Here is a 21,312-nt window from a genome sequence, read left to right on the forward strand (position 1 = left end):
ACTCAGCCTGTCTCGTTGCGTTCCTTCTCATCCCCGCGCAAGCGGCGCGCTCGCTCGGCGATCCCGCTGGAGAGCTTCTCCTTGACGGAGCCGGCCCGGTTGAGGGTCTCATTGCGGAGGTTTCTGGCGGCGCCGACGCCCTTCGCTCCGGTCTCGAGAGCCTTGTCCTTCGCTTCCGTAGCCGCCTCCACCCATCGCCTCGCCTCCGACGACTGGCCTCCGGGCTCCATCCCGAGCCGCCTGTGGAAGTCGTGAACGCTGGTTGTGACGTGGTTACTCGACTGGACCAGAGCCGGTGACTTGGAGGGGTGCAGCAGCACCTTCTCGTTGGCCGTATCCGCGGCCGCGTTCATCCGGGCCAACAGACGTTCGGTGCACCGGGAGATGTGGCTCAGCCGGTCCTGCCTGGCAGCCTTCAGCCCGAGACGATGCCCGTCCAGCTCCTCCGGAGAAGAGTCCAGCACCCGGTCGAGTTCGAGTACAGCGATCGCGTCCTGCAGTTGGAAGCAGCGAGCCAGGACCGCGAGCCACTCCCGAACCTTGGGTTCAGTCTCCCTGATCACCATGGTGAGATCGCCGATCTTGGACTTGCGTTCCATCTTCTCGGCGAGGTCCTCCAGTTGACGCAGCGCGTAAGCCTGGGTCTCTCCGACCGTCGTCGGTGTGTTCTGCACCTTCGACCACGTGACCTCGTCGACCCTGCCCCTGCTTTCTCGAATCGTCATGGATTCCTCGATGACGAAGCCCACCCCGATCATGCGGGCGTACACAGCGTCCTTCTGCGCGCGCAGGATGTCGTCGACCTTCTCGTCGATCGCGGCGAGATAGTCAGTGATCTCCTCCATGGACTGCTGCATTGCCAGCTGTGCCATGATCCCCGCTGCACCAGACAGACGTGCAGGGTTGGTCAGGAACGAGCCAGCTCCCTTATCGACCTGCAGCCATGACTTGATTGAGCCAGGCTTCCCCAGCATCGCGTGGGTGACGCCTGGCGTCTTGCCTTCCATCAGCCCGAACTTCTTGACGCGCTCCGCGGACTCCTGGGTCAGCTTCAGCCAGCGGCCGGAGTTGGCGGCAATATCCGAACCCGCCTGCGCGACCCCGGCGCCGGTACAGAAGACGGACTTGAGCCGTTGCAGCCCGAGGTCCCTCGACGGCAGTCCCTCCGAGACGAGGAAACGGTCGACATCCGCCGCATTCCCGATGACTGCCAGTCCATCACCATCGCTGATCAGCTGGATCTCGTTGTCCATCGCATGCTCCTGGAGTGGCTTATCGCAGTTAGAAGTAGTCGGGGCGCGCGGCGGTCATCAGGCCGTCTGGTGACCGCCGTCTGGGCCTTGTGAGTGTCTTATGAAGATGCGGCATCGGCGCCCCGGGAGAGGGGTCCGGTCAGGTGAAATGGCGAGGGCCGTGGCCCGGGTGCGGGGTGAGAGGGGATGTGTAGGTCTCGCCGTCGACGAGGGGGTTCTCAAGGGTGAGGCCGACCCGTGCCATGCGGTTGTACTCGGTGAGGACAAACCGCTTGGTGCGGTACTCGCCGTACTTGGCGATCTCGTTGTTCTTCAGGCCGCCCGCCCGACTCCGACTGGAAGGCCCCGTGCCATCCGGATCAGGCTCGCCCGGTCGGCGGGGCGGGTGAGCATCAGCTCCAACATCACGTAGTTGGTGAGCAGGATGTCCGGCGGGTTGTCGCGGATCTCCCGGCGCTTCTCGTCGTCCTCCTGGCCCGTGTAGCGGGCGAAGGTGACCGGCTCCCTGCCGGCGCCGTACCCGTCGCGCAGGTACTTCTCCAGCTCGCGCAGCACCTTGTCGACGATCGGGACGATGTAGGAGAGCGACTTGCCCGAGCCGGTGCCGGTCGTCAGGACGTACGAGGCTCCCGAGGCGGCCGCGTCGATGGCGTCGCGCTGGTGGCGGTGGAGGGTGAGGGGGCGTCCGTCGCAGACGGTGCCTCCCTCGGTCTTCTTCGCCTGGAAGATGCGGGCGCACTCGGCGTGCAGCACCTTCTCCTGGGCGAGTTCGACCACGGTGCCGCCGCCCTGGAAGAACGGGTTGAGCGACAGCCAGGGGTCGGGCCACTGCGACTTGCCGTCGAGGTCCTTCTCCACGAAACCGGCGATGCGGTCGTCACGGATGACGGTGCCGCCCTCGGTGAAGGAGCGGTAGTCCTTGATGAGTGCCTTGTGGACGCCGAAGACGTCCATGACCGCGCCGGGGGACGCCGGCTGCGCGGTGGCCTCCTCCGGGTCGGCCGGGGCCACGGACGCCGGGGCCGGCGCGGCCTCGCGCAGGGGCGCCGTCGGGTCGAGCGCGCCCCAGTGCGGCAGCAGGCCCTCGGCTTCGGACACGGCGAGGGGCAGCAGGGCGTCCCGCACGGTCACCGCGTCGGCGGGGCGGTCGGCGGGGTCCTTGGCCAGGAGGCGCTCCACGAGCCGGGCGAGTTCCACGGGGATCTCGGCGCGGATCACCCGGACGGGAGCGGGCTGCTGGTTGACGTGCCGGTCGGCCAGCTCGTACGCGGATTCGTTGGCGAACGGCGGAACACCGACCAGCATCTCGTACAGCACGCAGCCCAGGGCGTAGAGGTCGGCGGCCTGCGTCACCTGCTTGGCCAGGCACTGCTCCGGCGCCATGTAGCGGGCGGTGCCCACGCTGACGCCGGTGCTGGTCAGCCGGGTCTGGTCCGGGTCGTCGACGATGATGCCCATGCCGAAGTCCAGGACCTTGACCGTGCCGCCCTGCGTGAGCATCACGTTGGCGGGCTTCAAGTCGCGGTGCACGATGCCCGCGGCGTGCGCGGTGGCGAGCCCGGCGGCGACCTGGGCGCCGATGGCCGCGGCCCAGGAGACCGGCAACTGCGCCTCCTCCTCGACGAGGTCGCGCAGGGTCTCGCCGTCCAGGAACTCCATGGCCAGGTAGGGCAGGCTCCCGGAGGTGCCGGGGTCCTCGTCGATGCCACCGGCCACGAGCCGGGTGAGGTTGGGATGCAGCAGCCGGCGCATGATCCGGACCTCGCGGTTGAACCGCTGCACGGCCTTCGCGTCGCCGCCGGTGTCGATCTGCGTGCCGGTGCGGCGTCGCAGGATCGTCTTGACGGCGACTGTGCGCTCCGACGACCCCTCCGGGGCGTGCAGGTCCTCCGCCTGGTGGACCTCCCCCATGTTGCCTCTGCCGATGACGCGTCCGACGCGGAATCTGCCGTCGACCAGCCCGTGGGTCACTGCCGCTCCTTCGCCCCTCGCCCGCGTTCCCGCGCCGCATGATCGCGCGGATCCACTGGAACGCCCCAATATCTGGCGACGCCCCCGTTCACTGTGGCAGAGAGCCGAGTGCGCCAGTGCCCACCGTACACGAACTGCCCCGCGTGCGACAGGAGTTCCTCTGTTGACATCATCAACGCATTGAGTCTAGCGTTCCCTGTGAAAGGTTGGGGGGTGTACGCAATGACTCAGCCGGTTGCCGCCGGAAACGGGTCGTCCGGCCTGCGCGCGGCCGTCGCGGAGCTGCTCGTGCGGCTCCGGCACGCGGCGGTGGACGGAGTCGTCCCGGAGCTCGTCTTCGACGAGAACGTACGGACGCTCGCGCTGGGGGACGGCGAGCGGGAGCGGTTGCGTCACGAGCTGGCCCGGCTGGGGCTGCCCGTGCGGGACTTGCACGTGCACACAGAAGGCGACAGCCGTGACCGTGAAAAGGTTGCACGGAATCGTGGAGAGAATGTGATGCCTCGGCTGCGCCCGGTGCGGAACCTGCTTGCCCGGTACGCGGACGCCGACGGTCATGTCACCTCCCGTGCCCTGGACGGTGTGGCCCGGCTTGCCGGGCTCGACGCGCGCGAGGCCGCGCAGCTGCGCGAAGGGGTGCTGGTGCGGGGCCCGGAGGGGGCGCCGTCCAGCGAGGACGAACCGGGAGAGTCCGTACCGTCCGGCACGCCGCCGGACGCGGCCGCTTCCGGCGATCCGGGCGAGCTGGGCCCGCAGGACCCGCAGGAGTCGGGAGACGGCCTTGCTGTGGACGCGGCGCCCGCCGACCTCGCCGAAGCGCTGGCCGCCGCCCACGCCGTACTCGAGGTCGACCGGCGCGAGCGACGCCCGGGCAGCCGACTGCTGAGTGCGCAGGCCGAGGTGGGGCTGGCCGTCATGGTGCGGGGCGGGGCGGAGGCGATCGCGCGCGAACCGGACGATGAAGAACTGAAGGTGTTGCCACCGGACGACCTCAGGATCCGAGCCCGTGACTGCCTTGTCGTGCACAATCAGCGGCTGGTGCACTCTTTGGTCCGGCCGTACCTGGAACAGGGCCTCGACTACGACGACCTGCTCCAGCACGGCTTGCTCGGTCTGCTGAGGGCCGCCCGGAAGTTCGACCCCACCAAGGGGTTCAAGTTCTCCACCTACGCCACCTGGTGGATCCGGCAGTCCATCACCCGGGCCATCGCCGACGAGGGCGCCCTGATCCGGATCCCGGTCCACATGCACGAGCAGATGCGCAAGGTGGCCAGGGCGGAACGGACCCTGATGAGTCAGGGCCGTCCGGCGAGCGCTGCCGACGTGGCGGTGGCGTGCGACATGACCCTGGGAAAGGTGGAGGAGGTCCGGCGTCTCACCCGCCGTACCGACTCCCTGGACCGTGTCATCGGTGACGGTGCGACCCTGGCGGACTTCGTGGCCGAGACACATCTGCTGCCGTCGGTCGACACGCAGGTGATCGGTGCCCTGCACATCGCGGAAGTCCTGGCCGTGGTGGACACGTTCACCGAGCGGGAGGCGCGGATCCTCGTGCGGCGGCTCGGGCTGGACGGTGACCCGCCCTCGACGCTGGACGATCTCGGACGCGAGTTCGGCGTCACGCGGGAGCGCATCCGGCAGATCGAGGGCAAGGTGCGGCCCGCGTTGCGGGAGCGGGTGCGCACGGCGGGCCTCGTCGGTCTGGACGCCGCGTGCGAGAAGGCCGAGCGTGCGGCGGAGCAGGCGGCCGAGGCCAAGAGGGCGGAGCGGTTCGCCCGCGCCACCCACGCGGCCCGGACCGCCCGGGCCCGACTCGCACTCCGCAAGGCCAGGGCCGAGCGCCTCGCCCGGGCCACCCGGGAGCAGGAGCAGGAGCAGGAGAACGGGCAGGTGGCTGCGGCATCGGTGCGGAACCCAGTGGCGGGGGAGAGGGAGGAGGACGGCCACGCGCCGATCGCCGACGCCGTGGCGGCTCCGGCTCCGGCTCCGGAGCCGGAGCCGGAGCCCGCGAGGGTGGACGTCTCTGGGGAGAGCGCCCCGGACGAGGCGGTCGCGGACGTCGGCGAGGCTGTCGGCACCGGGGCTTCGAGCGTGGTCGCCGCCGACTGGGAGCACGCCTGTCGGCTGGCGCGAGCGCCCGTTGACCAGGTCTCGTGGCTCGCGCGATACATACGGACAGCAGTCGGGGACACCGCTCTTGCCGCGCTGCTGGGGCAGCCGGCTGCGGATGCGGTGGCGCGGTACGCCGGGGACGGCGCGCTCCTTCCGCGGCCGGTGCTGACGGCACTGGAGGTGCTGCGTCGCGTCTTCGACACCGTAGCGGTGGTCGAGCAGCGGCCGGAGGACTTCTTGGACCGCCCCGCCGAGGCACTGCGTGGGGCGACACCCCGCGCGTACCTCGGGGACAGCCCTTTGGTGAACGGCGAGTCGCGACTGGCCGTGCGCGATGCGTTGCGGGAGTTCCTCGCCGCCGCGACTGCGGGTGCGGAGCCTGAGCCCTTGTCGGAAGACCGGGAGGCGGAGCAGCAGGCCGAGGGGCGGGCCGAGGACCGGACAGTGGAGCGGGAGTCGGAAGCGTCGGACGGAACACCGCAGACCACCGCCGACTGGGACAGGGCCCGGGCGCTGACGCAGCCGCCGATGGGCGGAGGAGTGGCCTGGCTCGCCGAGTACGCGCTGCTGGCCCTGGGGCACCCGCAACTGTCGGTGCTGCTCGGATCGTCCGTCACGGACGCGGTGGTGCGGGCGGCACGGCAGCGAGGGATGCTGGACCGGCCCGTGGTCGAGGCACTCGAAGTCCTCAAGAGGGTTCTCGACGCCGTCAGGGCCGCGGGGCTGCGGCCCGAGCACTTCTTCGAAAGGCCCGCCGGGGCGCTGACCGGGGCGACCCCCCGGGCGTACCTGGCAACGAGGCCGCTGGTGGGTGCCGCGTCGCGACTCGCCGTCCGTGACGCCTTGCGGGAGTTCGTAGCGGCACGCCCGGCGCGAGCGGTGCCCGCTTCCGGGAACGGTGGGGACGGGACGAGCACGGCCGGGGAGCCGGCTGCCGTCGCGGGGGACGAGCGCTCCGCGCCGGCCATCGTGGAAACCGCTCCGGTCGAGCAGCCGCCGGCCGACGCCGAGGAACTGCTCGCCGCGGCACGGGCTCGACACGAAGCCGAACTCGCCCTGCGGGAAAGAGAACACGAGCGTCGGCTGTCCGAGGTGCGCGGCGCCGCCGACGAGCGGGTCGCGGCCGTCCGGGCGGAGGCCGAGCGCCGGCTCGACGCGCTCGAAGCGGAGCTGCTGCACCGTACGGACCGGGCCCTGGACCGGCGCGAGAGGCATGTCCGGCACCAGGCCGAGGAGCACCTCGCGCACCTGAAGGAACAGCACCGCGAGGCGTACGCGGCCTTGCTGCGCAGGGCCGAACACGCCGAGGAGGCCGGCCGGCAGACGACCGGCGCCGAGGAGCGGGCACACGAGCTGGAGCAGAGGCTGCACGAGTACCGTGAGGGCTCCGAGGCCCGCATCCGAGAGCTCGAGTCACGGCTGAGGGCGGCTCAGGCGGCTGCCGCCGACCGCGAAAGTGCCGCCGATGAGCGCGTCGCCGAGCTGGAGGCCAGGTTGCGCACGGCGGAGGAAGCCGCCGCCGAGCGGGAGCGGGCCGCGGCGTCGGCCCGGGAGGAACACCGCCAGGGTGTGCGGGTGCGGGTCGCCGAGATGGAGGCACGGCTGCGGGAGACCGAGGCCGCCGTCGCCCAGCGGGACCTGTTCGTCGAGGCGGCCCGCCGAAGCGCCGAGGAGACCGAGCAGCAGGCGGCACAGCGCATCGCGCAGAGCGAGCACGACGCCTGGCTACGCATCACCGATCTGCAGACGCGGCTCAGCGCCGTCCAGGCGGAACTGGCCGCCGCGCAGGAAGCGGCAGCCGCACAGAGCCGCACCTCGCTCCGGGACCGCTGGCGCCGCTCATGAGTCACGCGTCCGCCGAACCCGCCAGTCCGTCCGAGCACGTCACGGCCCCGACCACCAGGAACACCATGGATCCCCGGCAGGAACTCGTCGCCTACCTCCGACGGCAGCTCGTCGGCCCGGTCGAAGGCGAACACGAAACGCTCGACGCCCCGCCCGACCGGCAGTACCTCATGGGCACCCTGTACCCGCAGGAGGCCGACCTCCAGCGCCAGTTGGACGCGGCCGCCGAGGAGCTGGAGGGCGCCGGCACCGAGGGGCGTGCCGAGGACACCGCGCCCGCCACCGACCCGGTTCCCGAGTCCAACTCCTGGCTGCCCTCCTCCCTCGGGTTCAGCTTCTACACCGACGCGGACACCGTGGAGATCGGCTGCTCCGCCGCCCGCTACGAAACCCGCGCCGGCACGAGTGAGAGAGGCCGGAGCTGGCAGCGGATTCCCCTGCCCGCCGAGACACACCGGCTCGATCCGGAGCGCGATCAGGTCACGGTCCTCGATGGCCGTGCCGAACTCCGCGTCCGCCGACGCGTCTTCGGCACCGGACGGCTCGTCACCGTCGCTCTGGTCAACGCCGCCCGCCACGAGCCCGAACTCGGCCGGACCGCCCACTGGGACCGGATGCTGTTCCAGGTGGAGCTGCGCGCCCGGCCCGTGGACGGCAGGGTGCTCCAGTACCCGAGCGTCCGCCTGGCCAGCCGCGACCCTGAGGAGCAGGAACTCCGCCTTCAGTACCGGCACATCCGCACACACGCCGTCGGCCACGGATGCGCCGTCGCGGAACGGTACGACGACGCCGGTGAACAGGTGACCGAGCTGAGCGCCGCCGTCATGCCGGAGGCCGAGGTCACCGGCGTACGGGCCGCGGGGCTCAGTGGCTCACCGGTACTCAACCTCCTCCACCTTGCCGACCCGGACGTATCGGTCGAGCAACTGCGGGAAGAGCTGGCGGAGTTCGCCGCGGACTACCGGGCGTGGTACGTCGGGCAGCTGAACCAGGTGGTTCCCGCATGGGGGCGCGAAGCCGCCGAACGCGTCCTCGGCCGCATCGGCACCGCCGTCACCCGCATCGAGTGCGGTGTACGCACGCTCTGCGACCCGGACCGACCCGAGCTGCTGCACGCCTTCCGCGCCGCCAACCGTGCGATGGCCCTGCAGATGCGCCACTCCGCGCCCGACCTGGCCGGCACCCGGCGTTCCCGCGGGGAGGCCGCACCGCTCGATCCGGAGCCGTACCCGGGAGCCACCTGGCGCCCCTTCCAGCTGGCGTTCTTCCTGCTCGCCGTGGACGGTACGGCCGACCCGCGGCACGCGGACCGGGAAGTGACGGACCTGATCTGGTTCCCGACCGGCGGTGGCAAGACCGAGGCGTATCTGCTGCTGGCCGCCTTCGCCATGGTGCTGCGGCGGCGGGAACCGGACGGCGGCGGCACGGCCGTACTGAGCCGGTACACCCTCAGCCTGCTCACCACCCAGCAGTTCCAGCGCGCCGCCACCACCGTCTGCGCCCTGGAGGCGCTGCGCCGCGCCGACCCGGCGGTGTACGGCACCGAGCCGTTCTCCATCGGCCTGTGGGTCGGCGAGACCACCACCCCGAACACGTACGACAAGGCCCGCACGGCCTTCGAGAACGCCCGCCAGGCCGCCCAGCCCGAGGACGTCTTCATCCTCGACCGCTGCCCCTGGTGCGGCACGCGCATCCTGCCCGCCCACAAGTCCCCCGACATCGGTGACTACGGCGTGCGTGCCACGGCCGACTCCTTCGCCTTCTTCTGCCCCGGGCAGGAGTGCGTCTTCCACGACGAACTGCCCGTCGCCGTCGTGGACGAACACCTCTACGACCGGCCGCCGACGTTCGTCCTCGGGACCGCGGACAAGTTCGCCCGGCTCGCCTGGGAGCCGCGCGCGGGCCGCCTGTTCGGCGCGGGGAGCGCGGCAGGCGCGGGCGGGGCGGAGGCCGTCGGCGGCGCGGGCAACCGGCCGCCGTCGCTCGTCATCCAGGACGAGCTGCACCTGCTCACCGGCCCGCTCGGCACCACCGTCGGCCTGTACGAGTCCGCCGTCCTCGGCCTGTGCGCCGGCCCCGACGGCACCGGACCGAAGGTGGTGGCGTCCACGGCGACCATCCGCCGCTCCGGGGAGCAGGTCCGCGCGCTGTACGGCGGAGGCGTCCAGCTCTTCCCGCCGGCCGGACTCGACGCCCGCCACTCCTACTTCGCGGAACCCGACACCTCCAAGCCCGGCCGCCGCTACCTCGGAGTCATGGCCCAGGGCCATACGGCGGGCCGCGCTGCCGTTGCCACTGCCGCCGCCCTGCTCCAGGGAGCGTGGGAACTGCCCGAGGAACACCGGGACGCCTACTGGACGCTGGTCGGCTACCACCACAGCCTGCGCGAGCTCGGCCGTACGGTCACGGCCGCGGCCGACGACATCCCCGCCCAGCTCGCCGGGCTCGACGCGGGCAGCGGCGTACGGACCCTGGCGGACCACCAGGTGCAGGAACTGACCAGCAACCTGCCGCGTGCCGAACAGCCCGTACTGCTCGACCGGTTGGAGAAGGGCTGGGCCGACCCGCAGTCGGTGTCCTTCCTGCCCTGCACGAACATGCTGTCCGTGGGGGTCGACGTCAAGCGGCTCGCGCTGATGCTGATGCAGGGGCAGCCCAAGACGACCGCCGAGTACATCCAGGCCACCAGCCGGGTCGGCCGGCACACCGTCCCCGGTCTCGTCGTGACCTTCTTCAACGCCACGCGTCCCAGGGACCGTTCGCACTACGAGACCTTCGACGTGTACCACCGGTCCCTGTACCGGCACGTCGAACCCACCAGCGTCACCCCCTGGTCCGTGCCGTCCCGGCGGCGCGCCCTGCACGCCGCGCTCGTCGTCCTCGTACGGCACCGGCTCGCTCTCGCCGCCGAGAATCAGGCCGGGCACGTGCTGGACCGCCTCCCCGAGGTGGAGGCGGTCGCCGAGGCACTGGCCGCGCGTGCCGAGACCGCCGAACCCGGCGTCGGCGACGAGGTCCGCAAGGAGATCGCGGGACTGATCGCCGACTGGGAGGACGCGGCGCGCGAGGCCCGCAAGGACGGCCGCGAGCTGTACTACCGCAGCCAGGGCAAGGGCCAGTCCAACCTGATCAAGAGCTTCGAGCAGAAGTACGGCCTGTGGGAGACACCGAACTCCATGCGCAACGTGGACCGGGAATGCCAGGTGACGGTGAAGGGAGCCGACCTGTGAGCCGCACACTGCGGGTACGCCAGTCGCAGACGGTGCTGCCGTTCGGCGTAGGAGCCGTCTTCGACATCCAGGGCGAGTCCTTCGTCGCCACGGGCGTCGGAGACTGGCCGGCCAGGGGCAGGCAGCGGGTCGAGTCCGCCCGTCTCGCCTCCCGGCTCGACGTCACCGGCTTCTACGCCGCCCCGGCGACCGCGAACGACCGCTTCGACGTCCCCGACGCGCCCGGAGCGCCGTACATCCGCTTCCCGTCCTGGCTGTTCTGCGGTTCCTGCCGCCGGATGAAGCGCTGGCGGATCGCCGACGAGAAACCCGGGCAGCCGCCGCGCTGTCCGTCGTGTTCACCGGCGCGGACCCTGGCGCCGATGCGGTTCGTGCAGATCTGCCACGCCGGGCACCTCAGCGACGTCGACTGGTGGTTCTGGGCGCACTCGCGGCGCGACGCCGGTGAACGACGGCGCTGCGAGGACCGCGACAGGCTGCGCTTCCTGGTCTCCGAGCGGGCCTCCGGCCTCGAGGCGCTCTCCGTCGCCTGCACTGCCAAGGGCTGTGGCGCGTCCCGGAACCTGCTCGACATCCTCGGCACCCACGGCATGCGCTGTTCGGGACGCAACCCGTGGCAGCGGGCGAACGAGCGGGTGGAGTGCCCCCGGCCCGTGCAGATCGTGCAGCGCACGGCCGGCAACCTGTACTACCCGATCGTCCACTCGGCACTCGACATCCCCGAGACCGACGCACCGGCCGCCCACGAAGACGAGGCGCTTGCCGCCCAGGTGCGCGAACACGACCTGTGGGTGTCCCTGTGCCGGGTGGCCGCCACCCCGCGCGCCACGGTGTTCCGGACAATGATCCAGGAGGACACCGGTGCGGACGACGCCCTCCTAGACGCGCTGATCGCCGAGGAGACCGGGCAGGACCACCCCTCCCCGGGTACACCGGCGCCCGACGCGCAGGCGGGGCCCGCCCGCCCGGACCTCAGCCGTGAGGAGTGGGCCGCCTTCACCGCGCCCACTGCGCCCGCCACCCGGGACTTCGCGTTGCGGGAGACCACCCTCGGCCTGGCCGGGGAGAGCGCCGACCCGTGGGCCGGGCTCGGCCGCCGTTTCGGCAGGGTCGTCCTGGCCGACCGGCTTCGCGAGGTCCGCGCCCTGTCCGGCTTCACCCGGGTCTCCCCGGACGCCACCGTCGTACCGGCCGACACCGCACGCCGTCTCAAGTGGCTGCCGGCCGTGGAGGTGTTCGGCGAGGGCGTCTTCCTCACCCTGGATCGGGCCGAACTCGCGAGCTGGGAGGCGGACGGCGACGTACGCGAGCGCGTCAACGGTATGCGGGCCGATCTGGACCGCTCCTTCCAGAGGGACCGCCTCAAGGCCCTCACCGGTCCGGAACTCGCCCCCCGCTTCGTCCTCCTCCACACGCTCGCGCACCTGCTGATCCGCCAGCTCTCATTCGAGTCCGGATACACCACCGCGAGCCTGCGCGAGCGTGTCTACGCCCGCCCCGAGCAGGACCAGTACGGCGTCCTCGTCTACACCGCCGCAGGAGACGCCGAGGGCACCCTCGGCGGACTCGTCCGGCAGGGCGAGCCCCCGCGGCTCGCGGAGACACTGCTGCGGATGACGGAAGCCGCCGCCTGGTGCTCGGCCGACCCGCTCTGCGCCGAACACACGGGCCAGGGCTTCGGCAACCTCAACCGTGCCGCCTGTCACGCCTGCGCGCTGCTGCCCGAGACCAGCTGCGAGACGGGGAACACCCTCCTGGACCGGGCCCTCGTCGTCGGCGGCGAGCACGTACCCGGCTACCTGGAGTCGATCGTCACCGCCGCACGGGCCGCCGCCGCCGACGCTCTGGAGGCGTCATGACCCTCACCTACCTCGACCTCACCCCCGAGCAGCGGACCAGCCTCGACGACCTCCCCTTCGACGGCAACCACCTGGTCAGCGGCCCGCCGGGCAGCGGCAAGAGCCTCCTGGCGGCCCAGCGTGCCGTCATGCTCGCCCTCACCGGCACCCCGGTCGCCCTGCTCACCCGCTCCAACCTGCTGCGGCAGTCGCTGGCCGCGACGGTCCACCCCCTGGCCCCCGCCGACCGCGGCGTGCGCGTCTCGACCGCACACGCCTGGCTCGCCCAGTGGTACGGCGGCACGGCTCCGAGCGGCGCGGACGGCTGGTACGACTGGCACGCGCTGTTCGACCGGGCAGCCGACACCGGCCCGGTCCCGGGCCTCACCCTGGTCGTCGACGAGGGCCAGGACCTGCCGCCCGAGTTCTACCTGCTGTGCCGCCTGCTCGGGGCCCGGACGACGGTCTTCGCCGACGAGTGCCAGCGGCTCACCGACACGCACTCCACCCTCGCCGAGATCCCCAGGAACCTCGGCCGCTGCGCCCGTCACGAACTCGACGGGAACCACCGCAACACCGAACAGATCGCGTCCTTCGCCGCCCACTTCCGCACGGGGCCCGGCACGCCGGTCCTGCCCGAACGGCAGGGCCCACCGCCACGGCTCCACCGCTTCCCCGAGCGGGGCGCCGCCGACCTGGTGACGGTGCTCGCGGAGCGGCACCCCGGCGAGACCATCGGCGTGATCGTCAACTCCAGGCACACCCAGTTCTCCGTGCTGGGCAGTCTGTCGCACCGGGCACCACGGCTGAAGCCCCAGCTGTACACCTCGGACGCCAAAGGAGGCCGGTACCGCAACCTCGACCTCCGCCGCCCCGGCGTCGTCATCGTCCACCGGGCCAGCGCCAAGGGGCTCGGCTTCGACACGGTGGTCGTTCCGGACACCCACACGGACGCGGCCATCGACCCCACCTCGGCGGCCCTGCGCATGACCTACTACGTCCTCGCGACCCGTGCCCGGCGCGAACTCCACCTCGGCTACGAAGGCGAATCGGAACCCCCGCTGCTGGCCCAGGTGGGGAAAGGCGACCTGATGCGGGGCTGACCGGGGCGGTGGGTGCCGGCAAGGGGTATGTCGATCGCCGGATTCCGGTTAATGCGTACGATGTGCAAGTGCGCGACAGTGACTACAGCCTCAGGACAGCAACCCCCGCCGACCTCGACGGTGCCCGCTCCGTCATGCTCGACACCGTCTACCGCGACTTCGGCACCGGGTACGTCCCGCGCTGGCACGGTGACATCGTCGACCCGGCCGGCGCGTACCTGACCCCGGACCGGCACACCCTCCTCGTCGCGGTCGACGGGACCGGTGAGGTCGTCGCCACCGGTGCTCTCGACTCCCGCGGTCCCGCGCACCCGCCGAACCCGCGCCACGTCGCCGAGCGCTACCCCTCCGGCGTGACCGCGCAGCTGCGCCGCGTGTACGTGCGGCCCGAGCACCGGCGGCGCGGGCTGGCGCGGCGGCTCGTCGACGAGCTGCTCGCGTTCGCCGCCGCGGACGGCGGATACCGGGCCGTGTACCTGCACACCGACCCGGCCGTCACCGGTGCCGAGCCGTTCTGGCGGTCGCTCGCCAAGGTCGTCCACGACGAGCGGGAGGACGCGGGCGGCGGGCAGGGCATCGTGCACTTCGACGTGCCGATGGAGCGAGGGGCGACGGAACTCGGGGCGGCAGGGTAATGGAAACGGTTGCCAGGTAGGCTCCTGCTCGCTGCCGCCTTCGCCCTGCCCGCCCCGCCCGCTCGCACACACCCGATCGATCCGAGGACCATGCGCTCCCACCGCCGCTCCCGGCTGCTCGCCCCGCTCCTGCTCATACCGCTGATATCCAGTTGCTTTGCCTCGGGCGGCAGCGACGACTCCGGCTCCGGCTCCGACGACAACGCCGACGGCTCCCGCCTGCGCGTGGCCCTCGCCTTCCCGCCCGCCGAGAACCTCTCCCCGTACGGCGCCGACGCCACCCTCCTCAGCCGCCTCGGCGTCACCGAAGGCCTCACCGCGCTGGACGCCAACGGCTCCGCCGCCCCCGCACTCGCCGAGTCCTGGCGGCGGGACGGCGAGAAGGCCTGGGAGTTCACCCTCCGCGACGCCACCTTCCAGGACGGCACCGACGTCACCCCGGCCGCCGTCGCCGACTCCCTCACCCACGCCACCGGCGCCAGGCCCGCCCCCGCCGCCCTGGCCGGCGTCACCCTCACCGCCGAGGCCGAAGGGGAGCGGGCGGTGCGGATCACGACCTCCGAACCCGATCCCGTACTGCCCCTGCGGCTCTCCAGCCCCAGCCTCGCCGTGCTGTCCGCCAAGGCCTACGACGACAAGGACCGGGTCGACCCCGTCGGCACCGCCACCGGCCCCTTCGAGCTGACCAAGGTCAACGGCGCCACCTCCGCCTCCCTCGACCGGTTCGACGACTACTGGGGCGGCCGCGCCCAGGCCTCCGGCGTCGACGCCCGCTTCATCGCCGACGGCACCGCCCGCGCCAACGCCCTGCGGACCGGCGAGCTCGACATCGCCGAGGCCGTCCCCGTCTCCCAGGCGGCGACCCTCGACGAGGACACCCGGCGCGACACCGCCACCACGCGCACGACCAGCCTGCTGTTCAACGCCTCGTCCGGGCCCTTCCAGGACGCCGGGCTGCGGGCCGCCGCCCGCGGCGCCGTCGACACCTCCGTGTTCGCCAAGGACGTGTACGAGGGGTACGCCGACCCCGGCGCCGGCATCTACGGGCCCGCCGTGACCTGGGCGGAGGGGAAGCGGACCGCGCCCGTCGGACGCGCGCCGGCCGCGAAGCCCGGCGGTGCCACCATCAACCTCGCCACCTACGACAACCGGCCCGAGCTGCCCGAGGTCGCCCAGGTGGTCAAGCAGCAGCTGGAGAAGGCCGGGTTCAAGGTGAAGCTCACCGTCCGCGAGTACTCGCGGCTGGAGAGCGACGCGCTGGAGGGGAAGTTCGACGCCTTCGTACTCGCCCGCAACACCCTCCTCGACACCGGTGACCCCGTCGCCGTCCTCGCCGGCGACTACACCTGCGACGGCGGCTTCAACATCGCCCAGCTGTGCGACAAGGACGTCGACCGCGCCGTCGCCGAGGCGGAGAAGATCGCCGACACCGCGAAGCGGCAGGACGCCGCCATGGCCGCCGAGGCACGCATCCTCGGCAGCGACGCCGTCGTGCCGCTCGTGCACCAGCGGGTCATCACCGGCGCCGCCGACTCCGTACAGGGCGTGATCCTCGACCCGTACGAGCGCACCCTCGTCGGCACCGGCACGCGGCGCTGAGCCGTGCGGCAGCAGGTGGCCACCGCGGTGTGGCGGGTCGCTCTCGCGGCGGGGCTCGTGTGCGGGATCGGGCTGCTGCCGTGGCTCACGCGGACCGATCCGGCGTACACCGTCCTCAAGGCGCGGTCGGCCGAGCGAGCGCCCACGCCCGAGGTGCTCGCGGACATCCGGGAGCAGCTGGGACTCGACGGGGGCCCGCTGCACGTGCTCACGCGGTGGCTCGGCGGGCTCGTGCGCGGTGACGCCGGGCAGTCGTGGATCTCCGGGGGCGACGTCCTGCCCGACGTGCTCCAGGCGCTCGGGGCCTCCCTGCTGCTCATGACCGCCGCGCTCGTCGTCGCCGCCGTCACCGCCGGGCTCATCTGCGCCCGCACACTGCGGCTGGGCGCCCGGCGGCGGCTCGGCGGGCGGCGGCGTGGCGGTACCGCGTCCGCCGTGATCGCCTCGCTGCCCGAGTTCCTCGTCGCCTCTGTACTCGCCACCGTCGTCGGGGTGCAGCTGGGGTGGCTGCCCGCGCTGGGGTGGTACGGGCTCCAGTGGACGATCCTGCCCGCGCTCGCCCTCGGCCTGCCCGCCGGGGCCGTGCTGGGGCGGCTGCTCGACGACCTGCTGCCCGGCGCGTTCGGTGAACCCTGGGCCCTGGCCGCCGCCGCCCGGGGGCTGACCGGGCGGCGCGTCGCACGGCAGGCGCTGCGGCGGTGCGTGCCCGCGCTGCTGCCCAACCTCGGGCTGTTCGTCGTGGGCCTCACCGGCGGTGCCGTCGCGGTCGAGCAGGTCTTCGACATCCCCGGCCTGGGCCGCACCACCCTCCAGGCCGCCCTCGCCCAGGACCTGCCCGTCCTCCAGGCCGGCGTCCTCGCCCTCGTCCTGCTCGCCGCTCTCGCGACCGGTGCGACCCGTGTCGCCGCCCACCTGCTCACCGGACCCGCACTGCGCGACGGCGCCCTGTCCTCCCTGCACCGGCCCGCCCCGCCCGCCGGCGGGCCGCTGCCCCTCCTCTACGGGGCCGTCCTGCTCGCCGTCGTCGGGCTCGGGCTGACCCGTGATCCGCTCGCCCTCGACACGGGGGAGCGGCTGCGGGCGCCCTCCCTCGACCATCCCTTCGGCACCGACGCCCTCGGACGCGACCTGCTGGCCCGGGTCGGTCACGGGGCTCTGGACACGCTGCTCCTCGCCTTGGCCATCAGTGCCGCCGCGCTGCTCGCGGGCGTACTGCTGGGGCTCGTGCCCCGGGTGTCCGCGCCGCTCGTCGACACCGTCAACGCCGTACCGCCCGTACTCGCGGCCCTCCTCGTCACCGCCGTCGCGGGCGGCGGGGCGGCGACGCCCGCGCTCGCCGTGGGTGCCGTGGCGTGGGCGCCGCTCGCCGCCCACACGTCGGCGCTGCTGCGCCAGGAACGCGCCACCCTGCACATCACGGCCACCCGGGGCCTGGGCGCGGGCCGGTGGTACCTGCTGCGCCGCGAACTGCTGCCGGCCGTGCTGCCGCCCGTCCTGCGCCACGCCCTGCTGCGGCTGCCCGGTATCGCCCTCGCGCTCGCCTCGCTCGGCTTTCTCGGCCTGGGCGCCCAGCCGCCGTCCCCCGAGTGGGGTCTGCTCCTCGCCGAGAACCAGCCCTACGCCGAGCGCGCCCCCTGGGCCGTCCTCGCTCCCGCCGCCGTCCTCGCCCTGCTCGGCGCGCTGGCCGTCACCGCGGCGGGCGGAGTGCGCCGGCCGCGGCGCTCGCGCCGTACGCCGCGGGTCGTCAGTCAAAAGGCCGTCGAAGAGAAGGAACCGGTCGGAGCCCGATGACCTCGCTGTCCCCCGGCCGGCTGGTGAAGAGGTCCGGCCGCGGCGCCCCGCTCTCCCCGCTGCTCCGGCTGCTCATCCTCACCCAGCTCGCCTTCAACATCGGCTTCTTCGCGGTCCTGCCCTTCCTCTCCGAGCACCTGGGCGGGGCCATCGGGATGGCGGGGTGGCTGGTCGGGTTCGTGCTCGGGCTGCGGACCTTCAGCCAGCAGGGCCTGTTCGTGGTCGGCGGGGCGCTGGCCGACCGGTACGGCATCCGGCCCGTCGTGCTCGCCGGGTGCGTGCTGCGGATCGCCGGGTTCGCGTGGCTCGGGTTCGCCGAGCGGACCTGGGCGGTCGTCGGGGCGGTGCTGCTGATCGGGTTCGCCGCCGCGCTCTTCTCCCCGGCCGTCGAGTCCGAGGTCGCCCGGCAGGCCGTCCTCCGGGAGGAGGAGGGCGGCGGGGACCGGACCAGGGTGCTCGCGCTGTTCACCGTCGCCGGGCAGGCGGGGGCGTTCGTCGGGCCGCTGCTCGGCGCGCTGCTGCTGGCCGTCGACTTCCGTACCGCGTGCCTCGCCGGGGCCGGTGTCTTCGTGCTCGTCCTCGCCGGGCACGCGTGGCTGCTGCCGCAGCGCATACCAGGGCCTGCCCAGGTACGGGTCAGAGGCGGGGTGCGGCTGCTGCTGCGCAACCGGCGGTTCCTCGCGCTGTGCTGCGCGTACGGTGCCTACCTGCTCGCCTACAACCAGCTCTACCTGGCGCTTCCCGCCGAGGTGGAGCGGGCCGCCGGTTCACAGGCGCCGCTGGCCTGGATGTTCGCGCTGTCCTCGCTGCTGGTGGTGACCGCGCAGCTGCCGGTGACCCGGTGGGCGGGGGAGCGGCTGGAGCCGCGCCGGTCGATGGTGGCCGGGCTGGCGCTGATCGCGGCCGGCTTCGCCGGCGTCGCGCTCGCCCGGCCCGCCGGATGGACGGGGACGGGCGGGCTGGTGCCCGCCGCCGGGTTCGTCGTGCTGCTCACCCTCGGGCAGATGCTCGTCGCGCCCGTCGCCCGGGCCTGGGTGCCGGACCTCGCCGAGGAGGGGCGGCTCGGGCTGTACACGGGGGCCCTGTCCTCGGTCTCCGGGCTCATCGTGCTGGCCGGCAGTTCCGCGACCGGCCTGCTGCTGGACAGCGGGCTGCCGGCCGCCGTGCCGTGGCTGGTCCTGGCCGCCGTACCGCTGGCGGCGGTGGGGTTGCTGCCCCGGCGGCACTGAGGCCTTCGCTGTTCGCCCGGCTCTGGCGGGCCGCGCCGTGCCGACGCGGCCCGCAGACGGCGACGCGCAGCCGCCCTGTGGTGGTGCCGCGTCGACGGGCGGCCGTGGTGGTGCCGCGTCGACGGGCGGCCGTGGTGGTGCCGCTTCGACGGGCCACGTGTGCGACCGGACGTGCGGCGTCGGTCCGCGGGCGCCGGCGCCGACTGCCCGACTTCACCGCTGAGGGACGAGGCGCCGCGCCACCGCTGCCGGGGCTTCCCCCACCCGCGACGTCCGCCGCCACAGCCACCGGACATCCCGCCCGAACGACCACACCAGCAGCACCAGCGCCAGCAGCACCACCCCGGCGTTCGCCGTCCGGGTCAGCAGGTCCGCGCCCGCCAGCAGCAGCAGCACGCCCTGCAGCGCGGCCACCGTCTTGCGGGCCGTGCTCGGCGGCAGCGGAGCGGTCAGCCACGGCCACACCCGGGCGGCGGCGACGAACACGTAGCGCATGCCGCCGATCAGCAGCACCCACGGGCCCAGGTCCGACGCGACGTACACGCTGAGCACCAGGATCAGGAACGCGTCGACCTCCATGTCGAAGCGGGCGCCCAGCGGCGACGACGTGCCCGTGAGGCGGGCGACCCTGCCGTCCACGCCGTCCAGGATCAGGGCCACGGCCGTCAGACCGACGAGGAGGGAGACGGGCGGCGCGCTGCGGAAGGAGTCCGCGACCAGGGCAGTGACCCCGCCGACCAGGGTGGCCCGGCCGAGGGTGACCCGGTTGGCCGGGCCGAACGACGGCAGCCGGGAGCGGCGCAGGGCGCGGGAGAGCATCGCCCAGGTCGCGAACGCGAACGCCAGGCCGGTCAGCCGGCCCGCCGTGCCCATGCCGATCGCCGAAGCGAGCAGCGACAGCAGCAGGACCTGCGCGCCCGCCCCCACCGCGGTCTCCTGCTGAACGGGCCTCGCGTCGTACGTGTTGTTCAGGGCCACCGAACACCCTCCGGCCGAGTGACAGAGTCGATCAACGCCGCTACCTTGTGCGCGGCTCGTGCATCCCTCGGTACGTGGGCGGCCATCCGATCGTTCAGGAGGACATCCGATGACAGGCACCGCACGCGCGTTCTGGCTCGACTCGCCCGGCCGGGGCGTGATCCGCGAGGTGCGGCTGCCCGAGCCGGGGGCGGACGAAGTGCTCGTGCGTACGCTCTGCAGCGGCGTGAGCCGGGGCACGGAGACGCTCGTCTTCCGCGGCGGGGTGCCCGAGAACCAGTACGCGGCCATGCGCGCGCCGTTCCAGGAGGGTGACTTCCCGGGGCCGGTGAAGTACGGCTACCTCAATGTCGGAGTGGTGGAGGAGGGGCCCAGGGACCTCGTCGGACGTACCGTCTTCTGCCTCTATCCGCACCAGACCCGGTACGTCGTCCCGGCCGCCGCCGTCACGCCCGTGCCCGCACGCGTCCCCGCCGAGCGGGCCGTGCTCGCCGGCACCGTCGAGACCGCCGTCAACGCCCTGTGGGACGCGGCGCCCCTGGTCGGCGACCGGATCGCCGTGGTCGGCGGCGGCATGGTCGGCTGCTCGGTGGCCGCCCTCCTGGCCCGCTTCCCCGGCGTCCGCGTCCAGCTGGTCGACGCCGACCCGGCCCGGCGCAAGGTCGCCGAGGCACTCGGCGTCGGCTTCGCGTCCCCCGCCGACGCCGCCGGTGACCTCGACCTCGTCATCCACGCCAGTGCGACGGAGGCGGGCCTCGCCCGGTCACTGGAGCTCCTGCGACCCGAGGGCACCGTCATCGAACTGAGCTGGTACGGCGACCGGCGCGTCGCCCTCCCGCTCGGTGAGGCCTTCCACTCGCGGCGCCTGACCCTGCGCAGCAGCCAGGTCGGCACCGTCTCCCCGGCGCGCGGCGGCACCCGCACGTACGCCGACCGGCTCGCCCTCGCCCTCGACCTGCTCGCCGACCCGGCGCTCGACGCGCTCGTCACCGGCGAGTCCGCGTTCACCGAACTGCCGGACGTGCTGCCGGGGCTGGCCTCCGGTGAGATCCCCGCCCTGTGCCACCGGATCCGGTACGCCGACGAGGACCACGGCGACTGACCGTTCGCCCGACCCCGGACGACAGCGGTGCCTGACCTTGCGAAAAGACGTACGGGCCGCTGAACGAGGGAAGGCACCGAGCCGTAATAGACGGCACCCCGCGCAGCGACCGGCGGGGGACCAGACGTGCCACACCTGGAGGGTCGTCCGTTGTTCAGCATCACCGTCCGCGATCACATCATGATCGCCCACAGCTTCCGCGGCGACGTCTTCGGGCCCGCGCAGCGCCTGCACGGAGCGACGTTCCTGGTGGACGCCACCTTCCGGCGCGAGCAGCTGGACGAGGACGACATCGTGGTCGACATCGGCCTGGCCGCCCGGGAACTGGGCTCCGTCGTCAGCGAGTTGAACTACCGCAACCTCGACAACGAACCCGACTTCGCCGGCGTCAACACCTCCACCGAGTTCCTGGCGAAGGTCGTCGCCGACCGGCTCGCCGAACGCGTGCACAAGGGCGGGCTCGGGGAAGCGGCCAGGGGTCTGGCCGGCCTCACCGTCACCCTGCACGAGTCGCACGTCGCCTGGGCGAGTTACGAGCGTGCGCTGTGACCGGCACCTTCGTCGAGACGGCGGCCGGACGGCCCCGGCCCGCCCACGTCCCCGCGCAGACGTCCGTCCCGGCGGCC

At 72.9% G+C, this 21,312-nt stretch carries 12 protein-coding genes and 2 pseudogenes; 10 read left to right on the plus strand and 4 right to left on the minus strand.

Features of this window, described 5'->3' with window-relative positions; all coding sequences use genetic code 11:
• Nucleotides 1–2 precede the first annotated feature (2 nt).
• The 3 genes and pseudogenes from ACH4F2_RS06030 to ACH4F2_RS06040 all read right to left on the minus strand — a co-directional run.
• On the minus strand, nt 3–1,253 hold the full coding sequence (locus ACH4F2_RS06030; protein ID WP_398131468.1) for a hypothetical protein: 1,251 nt from the start codon (nt 1,251–1,253) through the stop codon (nt 3–5).
• 139 nt (nt 1,254–1,392) lie between these two features.
• Nucleotides 1,393–1,584, minus strand: a pseudogene (locus tag ACH4F2_RS06035) (hypothetical protein); the annotation flags it as partial.
• An 8-nt stretch (nt 1,585–1,592) separates the two neighbouring features.
• A pseudogene (locus ACH4F2_RS06040) lies at nt 1,593–3,224 on the minus strand (protein kinase); the annotation flags it as partial.
• 222 nt (nt 3,225–3,446) lie between these two features.
• Between ACH4F2_RS06040 and ACH4F2_RS06045 the strand changes: the two are divergent.
• The 8 genes from ACH4F2_RS06045 to ACH4F2_RS06080 all read left to right on the plus strand — a co-directional run bounded on the left by ACH4F2_RS06045 (nt 3,447) and on the right by ACH4F2_RS06080 (nt 18,606).
• The gene (locus tag ACH4F2_RS06045) at nt 3,447–7,181 is read left to right on the plus strand and encodes a sigma-70 family RNA polymerase sigma factor (protein WP_398131469.1); all 3,735 of its coding nucleotides are present in this window, start codon (nt 3,447–3,449) and stop codon (nt 7,179–7,181) included.
• A 65-nt stretch (nt 7,182–7,246) separates the two neighbouring features.
• Nucleotides 7,247–10,411, plus strand: coding sequence for a helicase-related protein (locus ACH4F2_RS06050; RefSeq protein ID WP_398131587.1), 3,165 nt, complete (start codon nt 7,247–7,249; stop codon nt 10,409–10,411).
• A complete protein-coding gene (gene drmB / locus ACH4F2_RS06055; protein WP_398131470.1) occupies nt 10,408–12,270 on the plus strand; it encodes a DrmB family protein in 1,863 nt (620 codons plus the stop codon). Before ACH4F2_RS06050 ends, drmB begins: the two co-directional genes overlap by 4 nt.
• Nucleotides 12,267–13,352, plus strand: coding sequence for a DNA helicase (locus ACH4F2_RS06060; RefSeq protein WP_398131471.1), 1,086 nt, complete (start codon nt 12,267–12,269; stop codon nt 13,350–13,352). The genes drmB and ACH4F2_RS06060 overlap by 4 nt, the downstream gene beginning before the upstream one ends.
• A 68-nt stretch (nt 13,353–13,420) precedes the next feature.
• The gene (locus tag ACH4F2_RS06065) at nt 13,421–13,987 is read left to right on the plus strand and encodes a GNAT family N-acetyltransferase (RefSeq protein WP_398131472.1); all 567 of its coding nucleotides are present in this window, start codon (nt 13,421–13,423) and stop codon (nt 13,985–13,987) included.
• A gap of 90 nt (nt 13,988–14,077) precedes the next feature.
• Entirely contained in the window at nt 14,078–15,586 is a 1,509-nt protein-coding gene (locus ACH4F2_RS06070) for an ABC transporter substrate-binding protein (RefSeq protein WP_398131588.1), read from the plus strand.
• A 3-nt stretch (nt 15,587–15,589) separates the two neighbouring features.
• Complete coding sequence (locus ACH4F2_RS06075) at nt 15,590–17,377, plus strand: ABC transporter permease subunit (RefSeq protein ID WP_398131473.1); 1,788 nt, start codon at nt 15,590–15,592, stop codon at nt 17,375–17,377.
• Nucleotides 17,374–18,606, plus strand: a complete 1,233-nt coding sequence (locus ACH4F2_RS06080) for an MDR family MFS transporter (protein ID WP_398131474.1) — start codon at nt 17,374–17,376, stop codon at nt 18,604–18,606. Before ACH4F2_RS06075 ends, ACH4F2_RS06080 begins: the two co-directional genes overlap by 4 nt.
• 213 nt (nt 18,607–18,819) lie before the next feature.
• On the opposite strand, the gene ACH4F2_RS06085 is transcribed toward ACH4F2_RS06080, so the two are convergent.
• Entirely contained in the window at nt 18,820–19,584 is a 765-nt protein-coding gene (locus ACH4F2_RS06085) for a CDP-alcohol phosphatidyltransferase family protein (protein WP_398131475.1), read from the minus strand.
• 109 nt (nt 19,585–19,693) lie between these two features.
• Between ACH4F2_RS06085 and ACH4F2_RS06090 the strand changes: the two genes are divergently transcribed.
• Nucleotides 19,694–20,686, plus strand: coding sequence for a zinc-binding alcohol dehydrogenase (locus tag ACH4F2_RS06090; protein WP_398131476.1), 993 nt, complete (start codon nt 19,694–19,696; stop codon nt 20,684–20,686).
• Nucleotides 20,687–20,836: 150 nt separating this feature from the next.
• Entirely contained in the window at nt 20,837–21,235 is a 399-nt protein-coding gene (locus ACH4F2_RS06095; RefSeq protein ID WP_398131477.1) for a 6-pyruvoyl trahydropterin synthase family protein, read from the plus strand.
• Nucleotides 21,236–21,312: the final 77 nt, after the last annotated feature.

The organism is Streptomyces sp. NPDC017890 (assembly GCF_044328675.1).
GTDB lineage: Bacteria > Actinomycetota > Actinomycetes > Streptomycetales > Streptomycetaceae > Streptomyces.